The sequence below is a fragment of the Marinomonas flavescens genome, from assembly GCF_004352835.1.
In the GTDB taxonomy this organism is placed as follows: Bacteria; Pseudomonadota; Gammaproteobacteria; order Pseudomonadales; family Marinomonadaceae; genus Marinomonas; species Marinomonas flavescens.
This window is the reverse complement of the sequence record NZ_SJSB01000008.1, coordinates 156754-173326: the sequence shown is the minus strand read 5'-3', so window position 1 is coordinate 173326 and position 16573 is coordinate 156754. Positions and strand designations below refer to the sequence as shown.

The window sequence follows — 16573 nt, the reverse complement described above, 5'->3', positions numbered from 1 at the left end:
TTTTATAGGGCGGAGTTATCTTAGAAAACTAAAAAAGGCACACTTAAATAAGCGTGCCTTTTGAGAGAGGTAGGTGTATTAATTGATTTGAAAGAACGCTATTTTCGAGGTTTTAATGCCGCATCAGAAAAAGTAACAAACTCTTCCGCGCTAGTAGGATGAACACCCACTGTGGCATCAAAATCCGCTTTGGTTGCGCCGGCTTTTAACGCGACACCCAAACCTTGCATGATCTCACCCGAATAATCTCCGACCATGTGGGCGCCAATGACTTTGTCGTCGGCGTTATTCACCAACAACTTCATCAAAGCACGCTCTGTACTGCCACTTAACGTGTGTTTCATAGGACGGAAATCAGTTTGATATACACGGAAATCCAAACCACGTTTTTCCGCTTCTTGCTCGCTCAGGCCGACCGTGCCAATGGATGGCTGGCTGAACACAGCCGTTGGGATATTGTCGTAATCAAAATCAATTTCTTTGCCATCAAACCAGTAAGAGATCAACGCCATGGCTTCTTTAATCGCCACTGGCGTCAATTGAATATTGTCTGTTACATCACCCAGTGCAAACACACTAGAAGCGCTGGTGGTGAAATTGTTGTCCACTTTCACCGCCCCATTTTTGCCCGTCTCTATGCCCGCTTTCTCCAAAGAAAGCGCGTCGATGTTTGGCACTCGACCCGTTGCGTATAACACCAAACCAAACGTTTCGGAACGACCATCTTGGAAATGAACAATGCGCTCACCTTCTGGTTGAGCGGCGTCTGCTAATTCAATCGACTTAACGTCGGTATTCAAACGCACGTCGATGCCAGACTTACGATACTCTTCTGATGCAAACTCTCGAATATCTTGGTCAAAGCCGCGCAACAACTGATCGCCACGATACGCCAAGGAAGTCGCGACACCCAAACCATTCAAAATGCCCGCAAATTCGACGGCAATATAACCACCACCGACGACCAAGGCTTTCTTAGGCAATTCATCTAAGAAAAACATTTCGTTAGAACTGACAACAAACTCACTGCCATCAAATACTGGTATGAAAGGCTTAGCACCAACTGCAATCAAGATACGCTCTGCCGTGTATTGCACGCCGTTCACTTCTACTGTGTGGTCATCCACAAACGAGGCAAAACCTGACACGATTTCCACACCGGCATTATTCAACATGTTTGAATAAATGCCATTTAAGCGTTCGATTTCTTTGGTTTTATTATCACGTAATGTAGCCCAATCAAAAGAAACACCTTGTGTGTTCCAACCAAAACCGGCCGCCTGTTCAAAACCATGACCAAACTCAGAACCATAAACAAACAATTTTTTTGGCACACAACCAATGTTCACACAAGTGCCACCCAGTGCACTGCCTTCAGCCACTGCCACTTTATAGCCTTTGGAAGCCGCGACACGACTCGCACGAACACCACCAGAACCCGCGCCAATTACAAACAAATCGTATTGATATGACATTATTATCTCCGCCAAACTGAATATAGATGACACGCAGTGTACCAGCAGCACGAACCAAGTAAAAAGCCATTCTGTCAACTAGATGAGTAAAAACAATGAAACCATCGTCATCATTCACTTTATGCTCGATGCACAACTGGGTATGATTAACGAAATTCGATTAGCAAGGAATGACAGTGAAATTTGTCTCTTTTAACATCAATGGTTTACGTGCACGCCCTCATCAAATCGAGGCGCTTGTTGAAAAACACGCACCCGACGTCATCGGCCTACAAGAAATAAAAGTACACGATGAGGCCTTCCCTCACGAGATCCCTGAGTCTGTGGGTTATCATGCGTACTACTATGGTCAAAAATCTCACTACGGCGTAGCGATCTTTAGTAAACAAGAAGCGACTTCTGTCGAATACGGCTTTCCAGGAGACGATGAAGACGCCCAGCGTCGTATGATTATCGCCACCTTCGACACGGCACAAGGCCCGGTAAAAGTGCTCAATGGCTACTTCCCACAAGGTGAAAGTCGAGATCATGAGACGAAATTTCCCGCCAAACGGAAATTTTACTCAGACCTAATGAGCTACTTAGAGCACCATTCTCCAGATGAAAAAATCATCGTCATGGGCGACATCAATATATCGCCAACAGACTTAGACATTGGTATTGGTGAAGTCAATGCGAAGCGTTGGTTACGAACCGGTAAGTGCAGTTTCTTACCAGAAGAACGTGAATGGCTTAAAACCCTAATAGATTGGGGCTTTGACGATAGTTATCGCCTGCTTAACCCAACAAAAAATGATCGTTTCAGCTGGTTTGACTACCGTTCAAAAGGCTTTGCGGATGAGCCAAAACGCGGCCTTCGCATCGATGTCATTCTGTCTTCAAAAGGGCTCACTCCATACTTAGAAGCGTCCGATGTAGACTATGAGTTAAGGGCACTAGAGAAACCATCAGACCATGCTCCTATTTGGTCAACCTTCAATATCGATAAGTAAACTCAACGGGGCGAACTCTGATCGTTTTTTAACCAAACCTATCCGACGGGCGCCCCTTATGAGAAATACCACGATCAGCGAAGACTACCCCCAGATTTATCCACAGACTATGTGGATGAATTGATAAAAAGAGATGCAATAAAGTAATCCAACCACTTATCCTTAATGGACAAAACGAATGCAAAAAAATGAAGTTCCACTTGATCAGATGGTGCAGCAAGCCTCACAAGCTGCTGGTTTTTTAAAAGCGATTAGTAATGAAAATCGCCTAATGATTCTTTGCTATCTATTGGATGAGGAGCTATCTGTTACCGCTCTTAACAACAAACTCCCCCTCAGCCAATCCGCCTTATCGCAACATTTAGCCATACTGAGAAAAGATGGCTTAGTGGAAACAAGACGTGATTCTCAAACTATTTTTTATCGTATTGGCGACGCTAAGGTAGAAACACTCATTCGTACACTGCATGATTTATTTTGCCCCTAACAAATCTATCTATTGATACCGCAGACCTAGCTTTATGAAAACCTGTGTACCTTCATCCAAATCGAAAGAACGCTATTAGCTTTTGGGCAAGCCAAACCGGCTGCTCAAGTGGGATCATATGACCACAGTGCTTAACTGTACTGCATAAGAAGCGAGCATTTGATTCAAGCAACTTAAATGTCTCGAGTGGTACAAGCACATCCTCTTCTCCAACACAAAAACACAGATCAATCGAACTCTTTTCAAGCTGAGAGAGTAATGAAGGCCTGTTTAACGAACTACTAAGTTGTTGCACGAAAACACGCTCTCCCAAACGCGCGTCCATTGCTTGAATCACTTGAATAATAAAATCACTATTTTTATTATGATTGCCTAGCATCGCGATTGCTTTTTTCTTAGGGATGCCTTTATAGCCGTGCCGTAGCACCCAATTTAAAGCCTGCTTTCGCTGCACCACTTCTCTCTCAAGTAAACCTTGAGCCGCATTTGATACGACCATCAGCTGCTGTATTCGCTCAGGGTATTTCAGCGCAAAAGCACTCGCCAAATACCCTCCCATTGAGAATCCTAGTAGATGAATCGGCTCATTAGGTAATAACAGACTTAATGCTTCGACGATGCCATCCAGCGTATCAACCTCAGGTAACACAACATGCTTTAGATTCACATCACCTAGCAGTGGTTGCGTAAACTGCCATAACCCTTCATCACACATAGTGCCCGGCAAACAATATATATCTTTCAAAGTAGCCCTCATCTAAAAACGAACGTTTACCTAATACACAAAAAACTGCTGCATCAAAAACAAACACACAACGGGTTAATCTTTCAGAGGCACGGTATCTACTGGATAACGTACTCGCATAAAACTCGCAAAACGAGGAATTCCCTTATTGGTATAACCGTGATATTTATAGGTAATAATATCGCCTATATTCGGTGGGTTCATACGTTCGTTGTCTGAAAATCCTGTGCCAATTTTAAACCTAATACCGGACGGTATTTCTACAACCAAAGCCCCCATCATTCCAGTGTACTTACCCTCACCTTTTGTCAAAGCGACCACGCGGGCTTCAGCGTCCATAAAAGGTTTTAATTTTAGTAAGTTATCAGTACGACCATTTTTAAACAATGCCGTCTTACGATGCAAAATTAAGCCTTCCGCTCCGTTAGCAACATAGTCATCTAGTGTGTCGCTGAGGATTTGATTGTCCATCACGGTGAACTGTTTAATGGCAATAACAAAGGGTAAATCAAGTTGCTCCACAATGCGGGTATAACGTTGACTGCGTTCAAGAAATGAGTGTTCAAAATCTGGAGCATCAAATACCATATAGCGTATTAGGCGCCATTCACTGTCTATCGGGGTATTTTTAGTGACTACGGAGGCTACGAATTGGAAATTTCCACGCGTGGAGAAAAGCTCACCATCGAGCCAAATATTAGGTAATTTTTCAGTAAACCACGCTGGTGCATGAATAGGTTTCCCGGTCCGACTTAACAACGTCGACCCAGTCCAAATGCCTCGAACACCATCGTATTTTTCACTGACTAAAAAGTCTCGAACGTCGATACGATCAGAATAGTGCTTTGCTAATTGTACATCTGGCTTAGCAGATAACATGATGGGGAAAGACAAACACAGCAGTACTATTATTTTAAATATCATCATCCACTCCTTGGATTTGCGCTATTTAATAATGTTTATTTCTACTCACTAATGTGTAATTCACCAAGTGATAAAACCATCCATTGGTTTTATCACTATAGCTTTCACTTCGCTAAACTACCTTTAAGAAAGTAAATTAGCCTTTTATTGAAGACAATTCACCTTGTGACAATCGATAAGCCGAATCCATCCAGCCAAGCATCTTCTCATCGTGAGTAACAATCAAAAAAGCCATATTATGAGAAACTTTTAGCTCATTAATTAGGTCTTGAATGTCTTGAGACGTTGCTTCATCAAGGTTTCCTGTCGGCTCATCCATCAGCACACACGCAGGTTTATTTGCAAGCGCTCTGGCAATGGCAACACGCTGACGCTCACCACCAGAAAGTTGAGAAGGCTTATGATTTAAACGCTCCCCCAACCCCACTTGAGACAACAGTTGCTCGCCTTGTTTTTTTGATTCTGCTTTAGACGTACCAGCAATCCACATCGGCATCATTACATTTTCAAGTGCGCTAAACTCTGGAAGAAGATGATGAAATTGATACACAAACCCCATCTCTTTGTTACGCATTTTGGCACGCTTGGCGTCATTTATACTCGACCAAGAAACCTGCGCCAGCTTTACTTCCCCGCTGCTTGCCAAATCCAATCCAGCCAACAAGTTAAGCAAGGTTGTTTTACCTGAGCCAGAGGCACCGACAATCGCACACGCTTCACCTTTATGAAGGGAGAAATCAATAGAGCGAAACACATCAACCGTTTGCTTGCCATCCAAGTACTGCTTAGACAATGATTTGCATTCTAGTACTATTTCCTTACTCATAACGTAACGCCTCAGCCGGTTCTACTTTTGATGCACGCCACGCCGGATAAATGGTGGCTGCTACCGTCATTACGAAAGCACTCGTTACAATCATCTTCACATCTGACCATTCTAATTCAGAAGGAAGATAATTTATAAAGTACACATCTGGACTCATAAATTGCACGTGGAGTAAGTGTTGTAACCAATTAACAATACTGCTGACATTGAGTGCCAGAGCAATACCAATCACCAAGCCAATTAAGGTTCCTAGCAAGCCGATAAAAATACCTTGGACAATAAATACGCACATCACTTGTCGTGACGTTAAGCCCATCGTCCTTAATATCGCGATGTCATTACGCTTATCCGTTACCACCATCACCAGTGTAGAGACGATATTAAAAGCCGCCACGGCAACGATAAGTAGTAATAGCAAACCTATCATGGTTTTTTCCATTTTAATCGCACGGAAAAGATTGCCATGAGTTCGAGTCCAATCACTCACTCTGTTTAGACCTGGGATCGCTCTCGCTATATCCCAAATTTCAGTAGGTGCCACAAACAGATCATCAAAACTGATCCTCAACGCCTCTACTTGATCTTTTTTATATCGTTTGAGCAGTGCCGCATCTTTTATATTGATGTAAGCAAGGCTGCTGTCTAACTCTGCCCCTACTTCAAATACACCAACTAAAGTGAAACGCTTTAATACCGGCGTGACACCTGCAATAGAAACACTGGCTCTGGGCAAAATAGCGGTGACCTTGTCACCGATTTGAACCCCTAACATTTTGGCCAACTGAGACCCCAAAACGATACCAAAATTGGTCGTATTAAGAGCATCTAACGATCCTGAAATCATATGTTTATTGATGATAGAGACCTTTTTCTCCATCTCAGGATTAATACCATTCAAAAGAGCACCGTGAACACTCGAGCCTGACTGAAACATGACTTGTGCTTGAGTATGCGGTGCAACACCGACTACATGAGGCATTTTTTCAATGATTTTCATATCTTTTTGCCAATTAGGTAAAACTGGTGTTCCCCATAATGTGGCGTGAGGGACCATACCTAAAATGCGTTTTTGTAACTCTCTATCGAAACCGTTCATCACGGATAATACGGTAATCAATACAGCGACACCCAATGCTAAACCAGCAATAGATGAGAAACTAATGAAGGAAATAAAGTGATTCGAGCGTTTTGCTCTGGCGTAACGCAATCCGATACGAACTGGAAGAAAATTAATCAAAGCAACCCCTTATATGTAAAAAATGAAGGGGCAAAATAGCCCCTTCATTTAAACTGCGTTACCTAGATCTAAGCGTCGAAATTAATACCAATACGACGCCCTACATCTTCATACGCTTCAATAACACCACCCAGACCTTGACGGAAACGGTCTTTGTCTAGCTTTTCTTTTGTCTGAGCATCCCACAAACGACAGCCGTCTGGAGAAAACTCATCGCCTAAAACAACTTCGCCTTTGAATACGCCAAATTCTAGTTTGTAATCCACTAGAATCATGCCACCTTCAGCAAACAAAGCCTTAAGAACACCATTGACTTTATAAGTTAATTCTTTTGCTTTAGCGAGGTCTTCTGCTTTTGCCCAACCAAACGATTCAACATGTGATTCGTTAATCATTGGGTCACCAAGCGCATCGTTTTTAAGGAACAACTCAAACGTTGGTGGATTAAGTGGTAGCCCTTCTTCAACGCCTAAACGGCGGCAAAGACTGCCTGCTGCAACGTTACGCACAACACATTCAATCGGCATCATATCTAAGCGTTTAACAAGGCATTCTGTTTCACCCAGTAACTTTTCAAAATGCGTAGGAATACCCGCTTCTTGTAGCTTAGTCATGATGAAAGCATTGAATTTATTATTCACCATGCCTTTACGATCTAGCTGCACGATTTTTTTGCCATCAAATGCAGAAGTATCATCGCGAAATACTAGAACCATTTTGTCAGGATCATCTGTCTTAAATACAGATTTTGCCTTACCTGCATATAGCTCTTGTCGTTTTTCCATTGGAGCGTCTCCGATTGTTGCTGTGAGGGTTAATCTTTTATTTTACAAAACGCTGTGCTAAAAGAAATGATGTTATTTCAGGGTTTGGTGAAGCAGATACATCAATCACAAGAAAGTCACCTGCTTTCTGATGAACGATATTGTACTTATATTCACGCTTGTCCCAAGCTAACACTTTTCCGGCACCCGCAATGGGCGCAACACTGAATTGTTTTGTATCCTTTGAAGGCAGAACGGATAGGGTATTTTCTTTTCCAGTTACTGGCTTCAATCCGGCCAACGCTAGCTGAGACGCCAAGGAATCAGCCGTTGTATTATTCGAATTTAAATGGATGGCAAAAATTCCGCGATGGTCTATCCAAACATGAAATGGCGTTTTATTGCCTTGTTCGGAAAGATAAACCGAGGTTTTATTCACTTGCCTGCCCATGTCTCCCCATAATCGAACCACATCGGCATAAACATCATTTCTTGATGTAGGATTCATCCAACCTGAGGTGTCTTTACCATTCTCTTCCACTTTATATTGCACAGAGACAAGCGTGCCTTTTTCGGTCTCTTTGAAGGAAAATGAGAACACTATTGTTTCAGGGAAATTGCGTGAGATGTCACTCCATATAGAAGCCCACCAACCTTGCTTGATGAACTCGAATGGAACACTTACGATTTTATTATCTGCCGTGCTTGCAACAGACTCACCATCGCCGTGTAAGGCCATAAGAAAATCTTTGATCATTTTCTTAGATTGCACCATATTCGCTGGCACATTGAAAACGATACTATCTTGCGAACTTTCAACGGCAATTTTAGCCATAGGGTAGAAAACAAAAACAGCTCGAGGAACAACAAATTTTGAATCTTTTGTTAGATCTGCAATTTTATTTTCGTTCGGGATGACTAAATCATCTCTAGCCTGAAGAGCGCCGGCAGGCACTTTTAATACCACAGAATTCACAGACTCATTACGATAGTCATTAGAATGGTCTGTTAAAAGAAGACTGCAACCCGACAGTGCAATAGCAAGCGCGCCTACGCTTGCTAGCTTGATCGTTTTTTTATTCATAGAGAGAGAATTCCCGTTTGCACCATGGCTTGTTTAACCGCCTCATGATGCGCTTCTGAAAGTACCGTCAAAGGTAGGCGAATACTATTTTCACAAAGACCAAGCTGAGCACATGCCCATTTCACTGGTATTGGGTTAGATTCGACAAAAAGGTTCATGTGCAATAGTGCAATACTTTGGTCCATTGCATGAGCAGACTCTGCATTCCCAGCTAAAGCAAATTCTGCGGCTTGAGAAACAGCTTTAGGTGCTACGTTTGCAGTGACAGAAATATTTCCTTTTCCACCCATTAGCATTAACGCTACGGCGGTAGGATCATCACCAGAATACACGGCAAACTCTGCTGGTAACGCGTCGATTAACGCTTGACCACGCTCTAGGTCACCCGTTGCATCTTTAATACCGACAATGTTCTTCACTGTTGATAAGCGAACTACCGTGTCGTTCTGCATATCACATGCCGTACGACCTGGTACATTATAAAGAATTTGTGGAATATCAACGGCTTCAGCAATGGCTTTAAAGTGTTGATAAAGCCCTTCTTGGGTTGGTTTATTGTAATATGGCGTCACCAACAAACAAGCATCAGCACCCGCGTCTTTGGCAGCAAGAGTAAGATCAATTGCTTCGTGAGTAGCATTTGCACCTGTGCCGGCAATCACTGGCACACGCCCATTGACTGTTTTGATGACTTGGCGAATAACATTGGAGTGTTCTTCAGGAGTCAGTGTAGAAGATTCTCCCGTCGTTCCCACCGCAACGATGCCATGGGTTCCTTGTTCGATGTGAAACTCTATCAGATCATCTAATTTCTTTGAGTCCACCGCTCCATTCGATGTCATAGGGGTAATGAGAGCGACTAAACTACCTGTGATCATTGCGAGCCTCCGATAAAATAATAAGCGGACATATAGTACCGCCCAGACTCTTGATTAACAATAATCCAGACCTGTAAAGCGAGAGTAAATTACAAGGATGCGTTTTTTCGTGAAGATTTTTTAAACATCTCTTGGTAAGCTAATAATATTGCACTCTTTTTCACAACTATTGTTACATTATTGGAGATGACATATGACACCAAAAGTAGGCCAGAGCGCACCAGATTTTCTTGCAAAAGACCAGCATGGTGAAAACATTACGCTAAGTCAGTTCCGTGGAAAAAAAGTCATTCTGTACTTTTATCCGAAAGATTCCACACCAGGCTGTACCGCACAGGCGTGTAATTTGCGAGATAACTATGAGACATTACTTGAAAAAGGCTTTGTTGTACTAGGTATCAGCACCGACTCTGAAAAACGCCACCAGAACTTCATCGCCAAAAATGAACTGCCTTTCTCATTAATTTCAGATCCTGAACACCTAGTGCACGATTTGTATGATACCTGGAGATTGAAAAAATTCATGGGCAAAGAATACATGGGCACAGTGAGAACCACCTTCGTAATTGATGAAAAAGGCGTCATCAGTGACATTATTGAAAAAGTAAAAACCAAAGACCATACAGCTCAAATTATTGGTTAGTATGAGCGACTTTCCAGCTAACCTGCTTTTTAGCTGGAAAGTATTCTGTGACAACGACAGCGTAAAAACGACTGCCTATAATCTATTAACGAAGAAGCTCCCTAGATCCCTCCTCGAATAAACGCTTTTACTTCATCATAATAGTACGCCTTCAACAACGCGTGCATATCATCACTTAATGGCGGTAGATCTGACGCCGCCGCATTACGTACCACCTGAGAAGCTCGGCTCGCCCCAGCGATAATGCTCGATACCTGAGGGTGATCCAAGATCCAACGCAACGACACATCCAATATATTGTGTTCTGCTGGCAATTTTTCTTTCAAGGCATCCACCAAGGCCACTCCTTTGGCAAATGGCAAACCATTAAAGGTCTCACCAACATGGAAGGCCGCGCCATCTTGGTTATAAGAGCGATGATCTTGCTTATCAAATTGATCACTGGCCGTCATCTTCCCTGTCAACAAACCACTGGCCAACGGCAAACGCACGATAACGCCAATGTTATTCTGCTCGACTTGCGAAAAAAGTTCGCTAACGGCATCTTGGCGAAACACATTAAATAATATCTGCAAACTGGCTAATTCAGGATGGGTACAACAAAATTGCGCTTCATCCAACATCTCCACACTGGCGCCGAAATGTTTGATAAGACCCTCTTTTTTGAAATCTTCCATCCAAGCCAGCATGTCGCCAGAAAACAAAACATCCCGAGGTACGCAATGTAGCTGAGCCAGATCAATAGACTCTACCCCCAAACGCTGAGCAGACGACTGCAAGCTTTGCTTCACCGATGCCTTGCTGTAGCCGTTTGGATACAACTCAGCACTTCGACCGACTTTCGTCGCGATAATCGGCGGGGTTACCAGCGAACGACGCCAAGCACCGATTCTTGATTCACTGATGCCAGACCCATAGACATCTGCCGTGTCAAAAAAGCGAATACCACTGTCTAAGCCCGCCTGTAAAATAACCTGCGCTTCTTGCTCTTCAACCGGGCCAAAGTTATTACCCAACTGCCAACACCCCAAACCTATCTCAGATACTTGATAGCCTGTTTTACCTAATATTCGTGTTTTCACAATGACTCCGATAACTTGTTATGATCGATCTCACTACTATACGGGCCTTGTTAATGTTTATAATTATCAAATCAATAACAGGTTTGTTTATTAAGGCTTAACAATATGACTTCAGGCTTTCCAGATGGCATTCGTGAGTTCCTCACCGTGGTAGAGGAACAAAGCTTTTCCAAGGCCGCAGATCAACTTGGTGTATCGCGAGCTCGGGTGTCACAAATCATCAGCCGTTTGGAAAAAGAAATGGGGGTTCAACTGCTCTATCGCTCCACCCGCTCATTGTCTCTCTCACCGGCGGGAGAGACGTTTTATCATCTATCGCGACAAGGCATTGACCAGCTAGAGCATGCAGTTCAATCAGCGCAAAATGCCAACGAAAGCCTCAGCGGCAACATTCGCATCAACGCCGTCGGTGGATTATTTGGTGAGCAAATACTGGCGCCTCTACTGCTGGGTTTTATGCAAAACAACCCAAACGTCGAAATCGACCTCAGCTTTTCCAGCTCTCGAGTAGACTTAATCGAAGCCCAATACGACTTAGTCATTCGCATGGGCACACTGGAGAACTCCAACTTAATCGGTCGAAAACTAACTCGTTACAGTAATCATTTAGTGGCTGCCCCTTCTTTTCTAGAGGGAATAGAGGCACTTTCTCACCCCAAAGCACTACTCGACTACCCACTCATTAAAGGCTCTGTTAAACGCTGGACTTTTACCCATAAGATAAGCCAAGAAAAATACGAATTGCCGGTACAAGGAAAATTAAAATGCGCCAATGGTCATGTGACGAAATTGGCAGCATTGGCAGGAGCAGGATTCAGTCGACAACCCTCGTACTATATAGAACGCGAACTTGCGTCAGGGGCGCTTGTGGAACCTATACCTAATTGGCAGCTCCCCTCGTCTGACGTTACCGTACTGTATCCGCAATCCAGAAACACCAGTTTAAGAGTGAAAGCTCTGGTCAATTATTTGCTCGACGCTTTTCAGAGTCATGATTAGGTTCCCTAAGTGTCAACCTATTTCAGGACGGGAAAACAACCACAAAAAAGCCTGCCTCACGATTAAATGAAACAGGCTTGTTGTGATCTAGAAAACAAGATTAAATCGTCGAAAATTACTGACGAGTCAAGCGATCGTTGCCCAGCATTAGCGGCATAGAAGAGCGATAAGGATTAATATCTAACCCTCCACGTCTCACATAGCGCGCATAAACAATTAGACTTTCTGGCTGGCACATCCGCATAATATCAATATAAATACGCTCAACACACTGCTCATGAAAATCCGTATGCTCACGAAATGAAATGACGTATTTAAGTAGCTGCTCGTGATTGATTTTAGGGCCTTTATAATCAATAAATACCGACCCCCAATCTGGTTGATTGGTTACTGGGCAATTTGATTTAAGAAGGTGGCTAACCAATCTTTCTTCAACCACACCCGACAACTCATCAATCGCCAATAAATCCGTGTTGGGGTGATATTCAGCTACGTCTATATCTAATTCATCTATACAGTAGTCAGGCGTTAAGACCACAAGCGCAGACATTGAATCAACATCGCGCAGAATAACGGTCACTGCTGAACCTGCTGCGTTTGATAAATCCTTCTCAAGCAGCGCCTGAATATCTTCTAAAGAATCATAACGCATTTGATTCAATGAGTTTAGATAGAGTTTAAACGATTTAGACTCAATAATATTTGGCGAATTATAAGGCAAACGAAATTCTGCCAACGCGACAATAGGCTTTCCTTTTGAGTTTAACCAAGACACTTCATACGCATTCCAAATATCTTCTCCAAAAAAAGGAAGACGCTCAGCTTCTATCCCCATTTCGGTCCATTTATCAACTCTAGCAATGGGGTAAAGCAACCCTGCATCATACTCAGAAACATACTCAGTTTGCTGACCTAAGGGCAAAAAACCCATATTCATTTCCTCAATTACGAATTCCACTGCCCTTGTTTAGCAAATGTAGGCCAAACGAGAACAATACTGCAATAAACAAACACACAATCACTAACGCCCAGTATACATTGATATCCGACACACCAAGAATACCGAAGCGAAACGCATTTACCATATATAAAACGGGGTTTAACATTGACAAGTTTTGCCAAAAATCAGGAAGTAAATCGATAGAATAAAACACGCCACCCAAATAGGTCAGTGGCGTTAATATAAACGTCGGTACGATAGATACATCGTCAAAACTTCTCGCATAAATGGCGTTAACAAAACCGCCTAAAGAAAACAAAATCGCTGTTAAGAAAATAACGGCAACGGTTAAAAATACATTTTGTATAGTAAGGTGGGTAAAAAATAATGACAACAGAGTGACAATTAAGCCGACACACAAGCCACGAGCTACACCACCCAATACATATCCAACCAAAATAACCCAATTTGGCGTTGGCGACACCAGTAATTCCTGAATACTATGTTGAAATTTCGCAGAGAAAAACGAAGAAGACACATTTGAATAGGAGTTAGTAATAACTGACATCATGATCAAACCTGGCACAATGTACTGCATATAACTAAAACCACCCATTTCACCAATACGGCTGCCAATAAAATGCCCAAAAATAGCAAAATACAATGACATTGTTATTGCAGGCGGCAATAAAGTTTGCGGCCAAATGCGCATAAAACGTCGGATTTCACGACGAAGAATGGTATAAAAAGCGATAAAGATTTCAGCGTTATTCATTAACATTAACCCTTAATAAGTTTGACGAAGAGCTCTTCAAGTCGATTAGATTTATTGCGCATGCTCAGCACATTGATTGATTGAGCATCCAACAAATTAAAAACAACATTCAATGACTGACCTTTAGTCACCACAACTTCAATAGTAGTAAAGTCATTAATTGGCGTCACTGTATACCCAGGTACACCCCAATCTGCTGTTACACTTTTATCTAGATCTAAAATAAAGGTTTCTTGAACCAAGGTTTTCAAAAGTGCTTTTACACTTGTATTTTCAACAATTTCACCACCATTGATAATCGCAATATTACGACAAAGCTGTTCTGCTTCTTCTAAATAGTGGGTGGTTAAAATGATAGTGGTACCCTGCTCATTCAAGGTTTTAATAAAGTCCCACATAGAACGACGCAGCTCAATATCTACTCCAGCCGTAGGCTCATCTAATACTAAAACCTCTGGTTCATGAATCAGCGCACGAGCAATCATTAAACGACGCTTCATACCGCCTGACAGCATGCGAGATTGGTCATCTTTTTTATCCCAAAGCCCTAGCTGTTTTAAATATTTTTCAGCCCGTACTTCAGCCACCTCTTTGCTGATGCCATAAAAACCCGCCTGAGTAACAACAACGTTAAAAACAGACTCAAAAACATTGAAATTAAATTCTTGTGGCACAACACCAAGATATTTTTTTGCTTTTGCAAAATCATCGTCGATATCCGTACCAAAAATAGACACCTTACCAGACGTTTTATTCACTAAAGAGCACAGAATACCGATAGTCGTTGATTTCCCAGCCCCATTGGGACCAAGCAAAGCAAAGAAATCACCTTTTTCTATTTTTAAGGAGACACCTTTAAGCGCTTCAAATCCACCGTCATAGCGTTTTTTTAGGTCACTTATTTCGATTGCATATGTCATAATTATGAGTCTCGTTCGGCTATTGCCAACTTAATCGTTACTTTTGAATAGGTTTTTTTGTGGAATCACGTAATCAATACATCTTTAATGCTTTTACAGAATTACGTCAGCGTATTTCAGAGCACTCTCCATTTGACCAACCAGACCTGGCTGAAGAAGATATTGACTTCTTAGAGAAATGGGATCAACTTTCCCTGAATATACAAGCCAACGACACCCACTACATATTTGACGGACAAGAGCTTCTAGCTCAATTCATCCGTTGCTACGCTAATTTGGTTCCGCTTATAAAGCGAGAATTGTTATGGTTTATAGGCGGCGAATGTCTTCATTTTTTAGGCGATGAAGAAATAGCATTATACCAGCAACTAGAAGAACGTCTCTACGCTTTAGACTCCGAAGAAAAAGAGTACGATATCGCACAAGAAATCAGATCACTAAGAGGCGATATCAAACAAATACATTGATAAGTGAACTAATCAGGGCAGATGATTCTGCCCTAATATCACTCAAGACATTTTCTTAAAGACTAACGTCCCGTTGGTACCACCAAACCCAAAAGAATTGTTTAATACCACGTCAATTTTACGCTTTTGCGGCGTAGAAGGAACATAGTTTAAATCACAACCTTCGCTTGGTTCTTCTAAGTTAATTGTGGGTGGTGCAACTTGATCACGAATCGCCAATATAGAGAAAATAGACTCTACTGCGCCTGATGCTCCCAACAAATGACCTATCATAGATTTAGTTGAGCTCATCGCCACATCGGACGCATCTGCCCCCATAAGCGATTTAACCGCATAACTTTCTGCTAGGTCACCCACTGAGGTAGAAGTACCGTGGGCATTAATGTAATCAATTTCGTGCGGTTCAAGATTTGCATCTTTCAATGCCGCTCGCATGGCGGCAATAGCGCCGTCACCGGATACAGGGGGCGCCGTCATGTGATGAGCATCATCACTCATGCCGAAACCTACTAGCTCAGCGTAAATGTTTGCTCCACGCGCAACCGCATGTTCATACTCTTCAAGCACAAGAATGCCAGCACCATCCCCCATAACAAAGCCATCTCTGTCTTTATCCCATGGACGACTTGCTGTTTTAGGATCGTCATTACGTGTCGATAACGCTCTTGCTGCACCAAAGCCGCCAATACCCAAAGGTGTGATGGCCATTTCAGCACCACCTGCAATCATGACGTCCGCATCACCATAGGCAATCATACGCCCTGCCATGCCAATATTATGAGTTCCTGTTGTACATGCTGTTACAATCGATATATTTGGCCCTTTAAAGCCAAATCGAATCGCAACATGACCAGAAATCATATTAATTATCGCACCTGGTACAAAAAATGGTGAAATTCGTTTTGGACCAGACTCGTTTAGGAGGTGAAGATTCTTCTCAATCATCGGTAATCCACCAATGCCAGAACCTATAGCACAACCTACCCGATTTAAATCGGCAGTTTGCTCATTCAGGTTTGCATCGTCCAGCGCTTGTACCGCGGCAGCAATCCCGTATTGAATGAAAAGATCCATCTTGCGAGCTTCTTTAGCACTCATATATTGAGTAGCGTCAAAACCTTCTACCTGTGCCGCAAAACGAGTGGAAAATTGGCTAGCGTCAAACGAGGTAATATCAGAAACCCCACTTTTGCCTTCCAATACGTTATCCCACGTATCTTTCACATTGTTGCCAAGGGGTGTCACCATTCCCATTCCTGTGACTACAACCCGACGACGAGACATAGGATTCCTCCAGTAGACAGCCCCATTTGACAGGGACTTAATAATAAGAAA

The 16573-nt window shown here is 42.6% G+C and carries 18 protein-coding genes; 5 read left to right on the top strand and 13 right to left on the bottom strand.

Annotated features, from left to right (window positions below; all coding sequences use genetic code 11):
• Window positions 1-98: 98 nt before the first annotated feature.
• Window positions 99-1475 carry a glutathione-disulfide reductase gene (gene gorA / locus E0D70_RS10445; protein ID WP_133012224.1) on the bottom strand — a complete coding sequence of 459 codons (1377 nt, stop codon included), beginning with the start codon at window positions 1473-1475 and terminating at the stop codon, window positions 99-101.
• 176 nt (window positions 1476-1651) lie between these two features.
• Here gorA and xthA point away from each other — a divergent pair, with 176 nt between their 5' ends.
• Both xthA and E0D70_RS10435 read left to right on the top strand, forming a co-directional pair.
• On the top strand, window positions 1652-2467 hold the full coding sequence (gene xthA / locus E0D70_RS10440) for an exodeoxyribonuclease III (protein WP_133012223.1): 816 nt from the start codon (window positions 1652-1654) through the stop codon (window positions 2465-2467).
• A gap of 178 nt (window positions 2468-2645) precedes the next feature.
• The gene (locus E0D70_RS10435) at window positions 2646-2954 is read left to right on the top strand and encodes an ArsR/SmtB family transcription factor (RefSeq protein WP_133012222.1); all 309 of its coding nucleotides are present in this window, start codon (window positions 2646-2648) and stop codon (window positions 2952-2954) included.
• 52 nt (window positions 2955-3006) lie between these two features.
• On the opposite strand, the gene E0D70_RS10430 is transcribed toward E0D70_RS10435, so the two are convergent.
• The 7 genes from E0D70_RS10430 to dapA all read right to left on the bottom strand — a co-directional run bounded on the left by E0D70_RS10430 (window position 3007) and on the right by dapA (window position 9412).
• Complete coding sequence (locus E0D70_RS10430; protein WP_240537065.1) at window positions 3007-3699, bottom strand: alpha/beta fold hydrolase; 693 nt, start codon at window positions 3697-3699, stop codon at window positions 3007-3009.
• Between the two features lie 75 nt (window positions 3700-3774).
• A complete protein-coding gene (locus tag E0D70_RS10425) occupies window positions 3775-4623 on the bottom strand; it encodes a DNA ligase (protein ID WP_240537063.1) in 849 nt (282 codons plus the stop codon).
• A 136-nt stretch (window positions 4624-4759) separates the two neighbouring features.
• Window positions 4760-5449, bottom strand: a complete 690-nt coding sequence (locus E0D70_RS10420) for an ABC transporter ATP-binding protein (RefSeq protein ID WP_133012220.1) — start codon at window positions 5447-5449, stop codon at window positions 4760-4762.
• A complete protein-coding gene (locus E0D70_RS10415) occupies window positions 5442-6686 on the bottom strand; it encodes a lipoprotein-releasing ABC transporter permease subunit (protein ID WP_133012219.1) in 1245 nt (414 codons plus the stop codon). Before E0D70_RS10415 ends, E0D70_RS10420 begins: the two co-directional genes overlap by 8 nt.
• Before the next feature lie 68 nt (window positions 6687-6754).
• On the bottom strand, window positions 6755-7471 hold the full coding sequence (gene purC, locus E0D70_RS10410) for a phosphoribosylaminoimidazolesuccinocarboxamide synthase (RefSeq protein WP_133012218.1): 717 nt from the start codon (window positions 7469-7471) through the stop codon (window positions 6755-6757).
• 37 nt (window positions 7472-7508) lie between these two features.
• Window positions 7509-8534: a hypothetical protein gene (locus E0D70_RS10405; protein ID WP_133012217.1), complete on the bottom strand. Its 1026-nt coding sequence runs from the start codon at window positions 8532-8534 to the stop codon at window positions 7509-7511.
• Window positions 8531-9412, bottom strand: a complete 882-nt coding sequence (dapA, locus tag E0D70_RS10400) for a 4-hydroxy-tetrahydrodipicolinate synthase (RefSeq protein WP_133012216.1) — start codon at window positions 9410-9412, stop codon at window positions 8531-8533. The genes E0D70_RS10405 and dapA overlap by 4 nt, the downstream gene beginning before the upstream one ends.
• Before the next feature lie 193 nt (window positions 9413-9605).
• Between dapA and bcp the strand changes: the two genes are divergently transcribed.
• Window positions 9606-10055, top strand: a complete 450-nt coding sequence (gene bcp, locus E0D70_RS10395) for a thioredoxin-dependent thiol peroxidase (RefSeq protein ID WP_133012215.1) — start codon at window positions 9606-9608, stop codon at window positions 10053-10055.
• Window positions 10056-10156: 101 nt separating this feature from the next.
• Here bcp and E0D70_RS10390 read toward each other — a convergent pair whose 3' ends face one another.
• Window positions 10157-11137, bottom strand: coding sequence for an aldo/keto reductase (locus tag E0D70_RS10390; protein WP_133012214.1), 981 nt, complete (start codon window positions 11135-11137; stop codon window positions 10157-10159).
• Between the two features lie 105 nt (window positions 11138-11242).
• Here E0D70_RS10390 and E0D70_RS10385 point away from each other — a divergent pair, with 105 nt between their 5' ends.
• Window positions 11243-12136, top strand: coding sequence for a LysR family transcriptional regulator (locus tag E0D70_RS10385; protein ID WP_133012213.1), 894 nt, complete (start codon window positions 11243-11245; stop codon window positions 12134-12136).
• 115 nt (window positions 12137-12251) lie between these two features.
• On the opposite strand, the gene queF is transcribed toward E0D70_RS10385, so the two are convergent.
• Genes queF through E0D70_RS10370 form a run of 3 tightly spaced genes read right to left on the bottom strand, consistent with a single transcriptional unit; the run spans window position 12252 to window position 14771 of the window.
• Complete coding sequence (queF, locus tag E0D70_RS10380; protein ID WP_133012212.1) at window positions 12252-13067, bottom strand: NADPH-dependent 7-cyano-7-deazaguanine reductase QueF; 816 nt, start codon at window positions 13065-13067, stop codon at window positions 12252-12254.
• 10 nt (window positions 13068-13077) lie between these two features.
• Window positions 13078-13851 (bottom strand): ABC transporter permease, encoded by a 774-nt coding sequence (locus tag E0D70_RS10375; RefSeq protein ID WP_133012211.1) that lies wholly within the window; start codon window positions 13849-13851, stop codon window positions 13078-13080.
• 5 nt (window positions 13852-13856) lie between these two features.
• The gene (locus E0D70_RS10370) at window positions 13857-14771 is read right to left on the bottom strand and encodes an ABC transporter ATP-binding protein (RefSeq protein WP_133012210.1); all 915 of its coding nucleotides are present in this window, start codon (window positions 14769-14771) and stop codon (window positions 13857-13859) included.
• Between the two features lie 59 nt (window positions 14772-14830).
• On the opposite strand from E0D70_RS10370, the gene E0D70_RS10365 reads away from it, so the two are divergent.
• The gene (locus E0D70_RS10365) at window positions 14831-15238 is read left to right on the top strand and encodes a PA2817 family protein (RefSeq protein WP_133012209.1); all 408 of its coding nucleotides are present in this window, start codon (window positions 14831-14833) and stop codon (window positions 15236-15238) included.
• 42 nt (window positions 15239-15280) lie between these two features.
• Here E0D70_RS10365 and fabF read toward each other — a convergent pair whose 3' ends face one another.
• On the bottom strand, window positions 15281-16522 hold the full coding sequence (gene fabF / locus E0D70_RS10360) for a beta-ketoacyl-ACP synthase II (protein WP_133012208.1): 1242 nt from the start codon (window positions 16520-16522) through the stop codon (window positions 15281-15283).
• Window positions 16523-16573 lie beyond the last annotated feature (51 nt).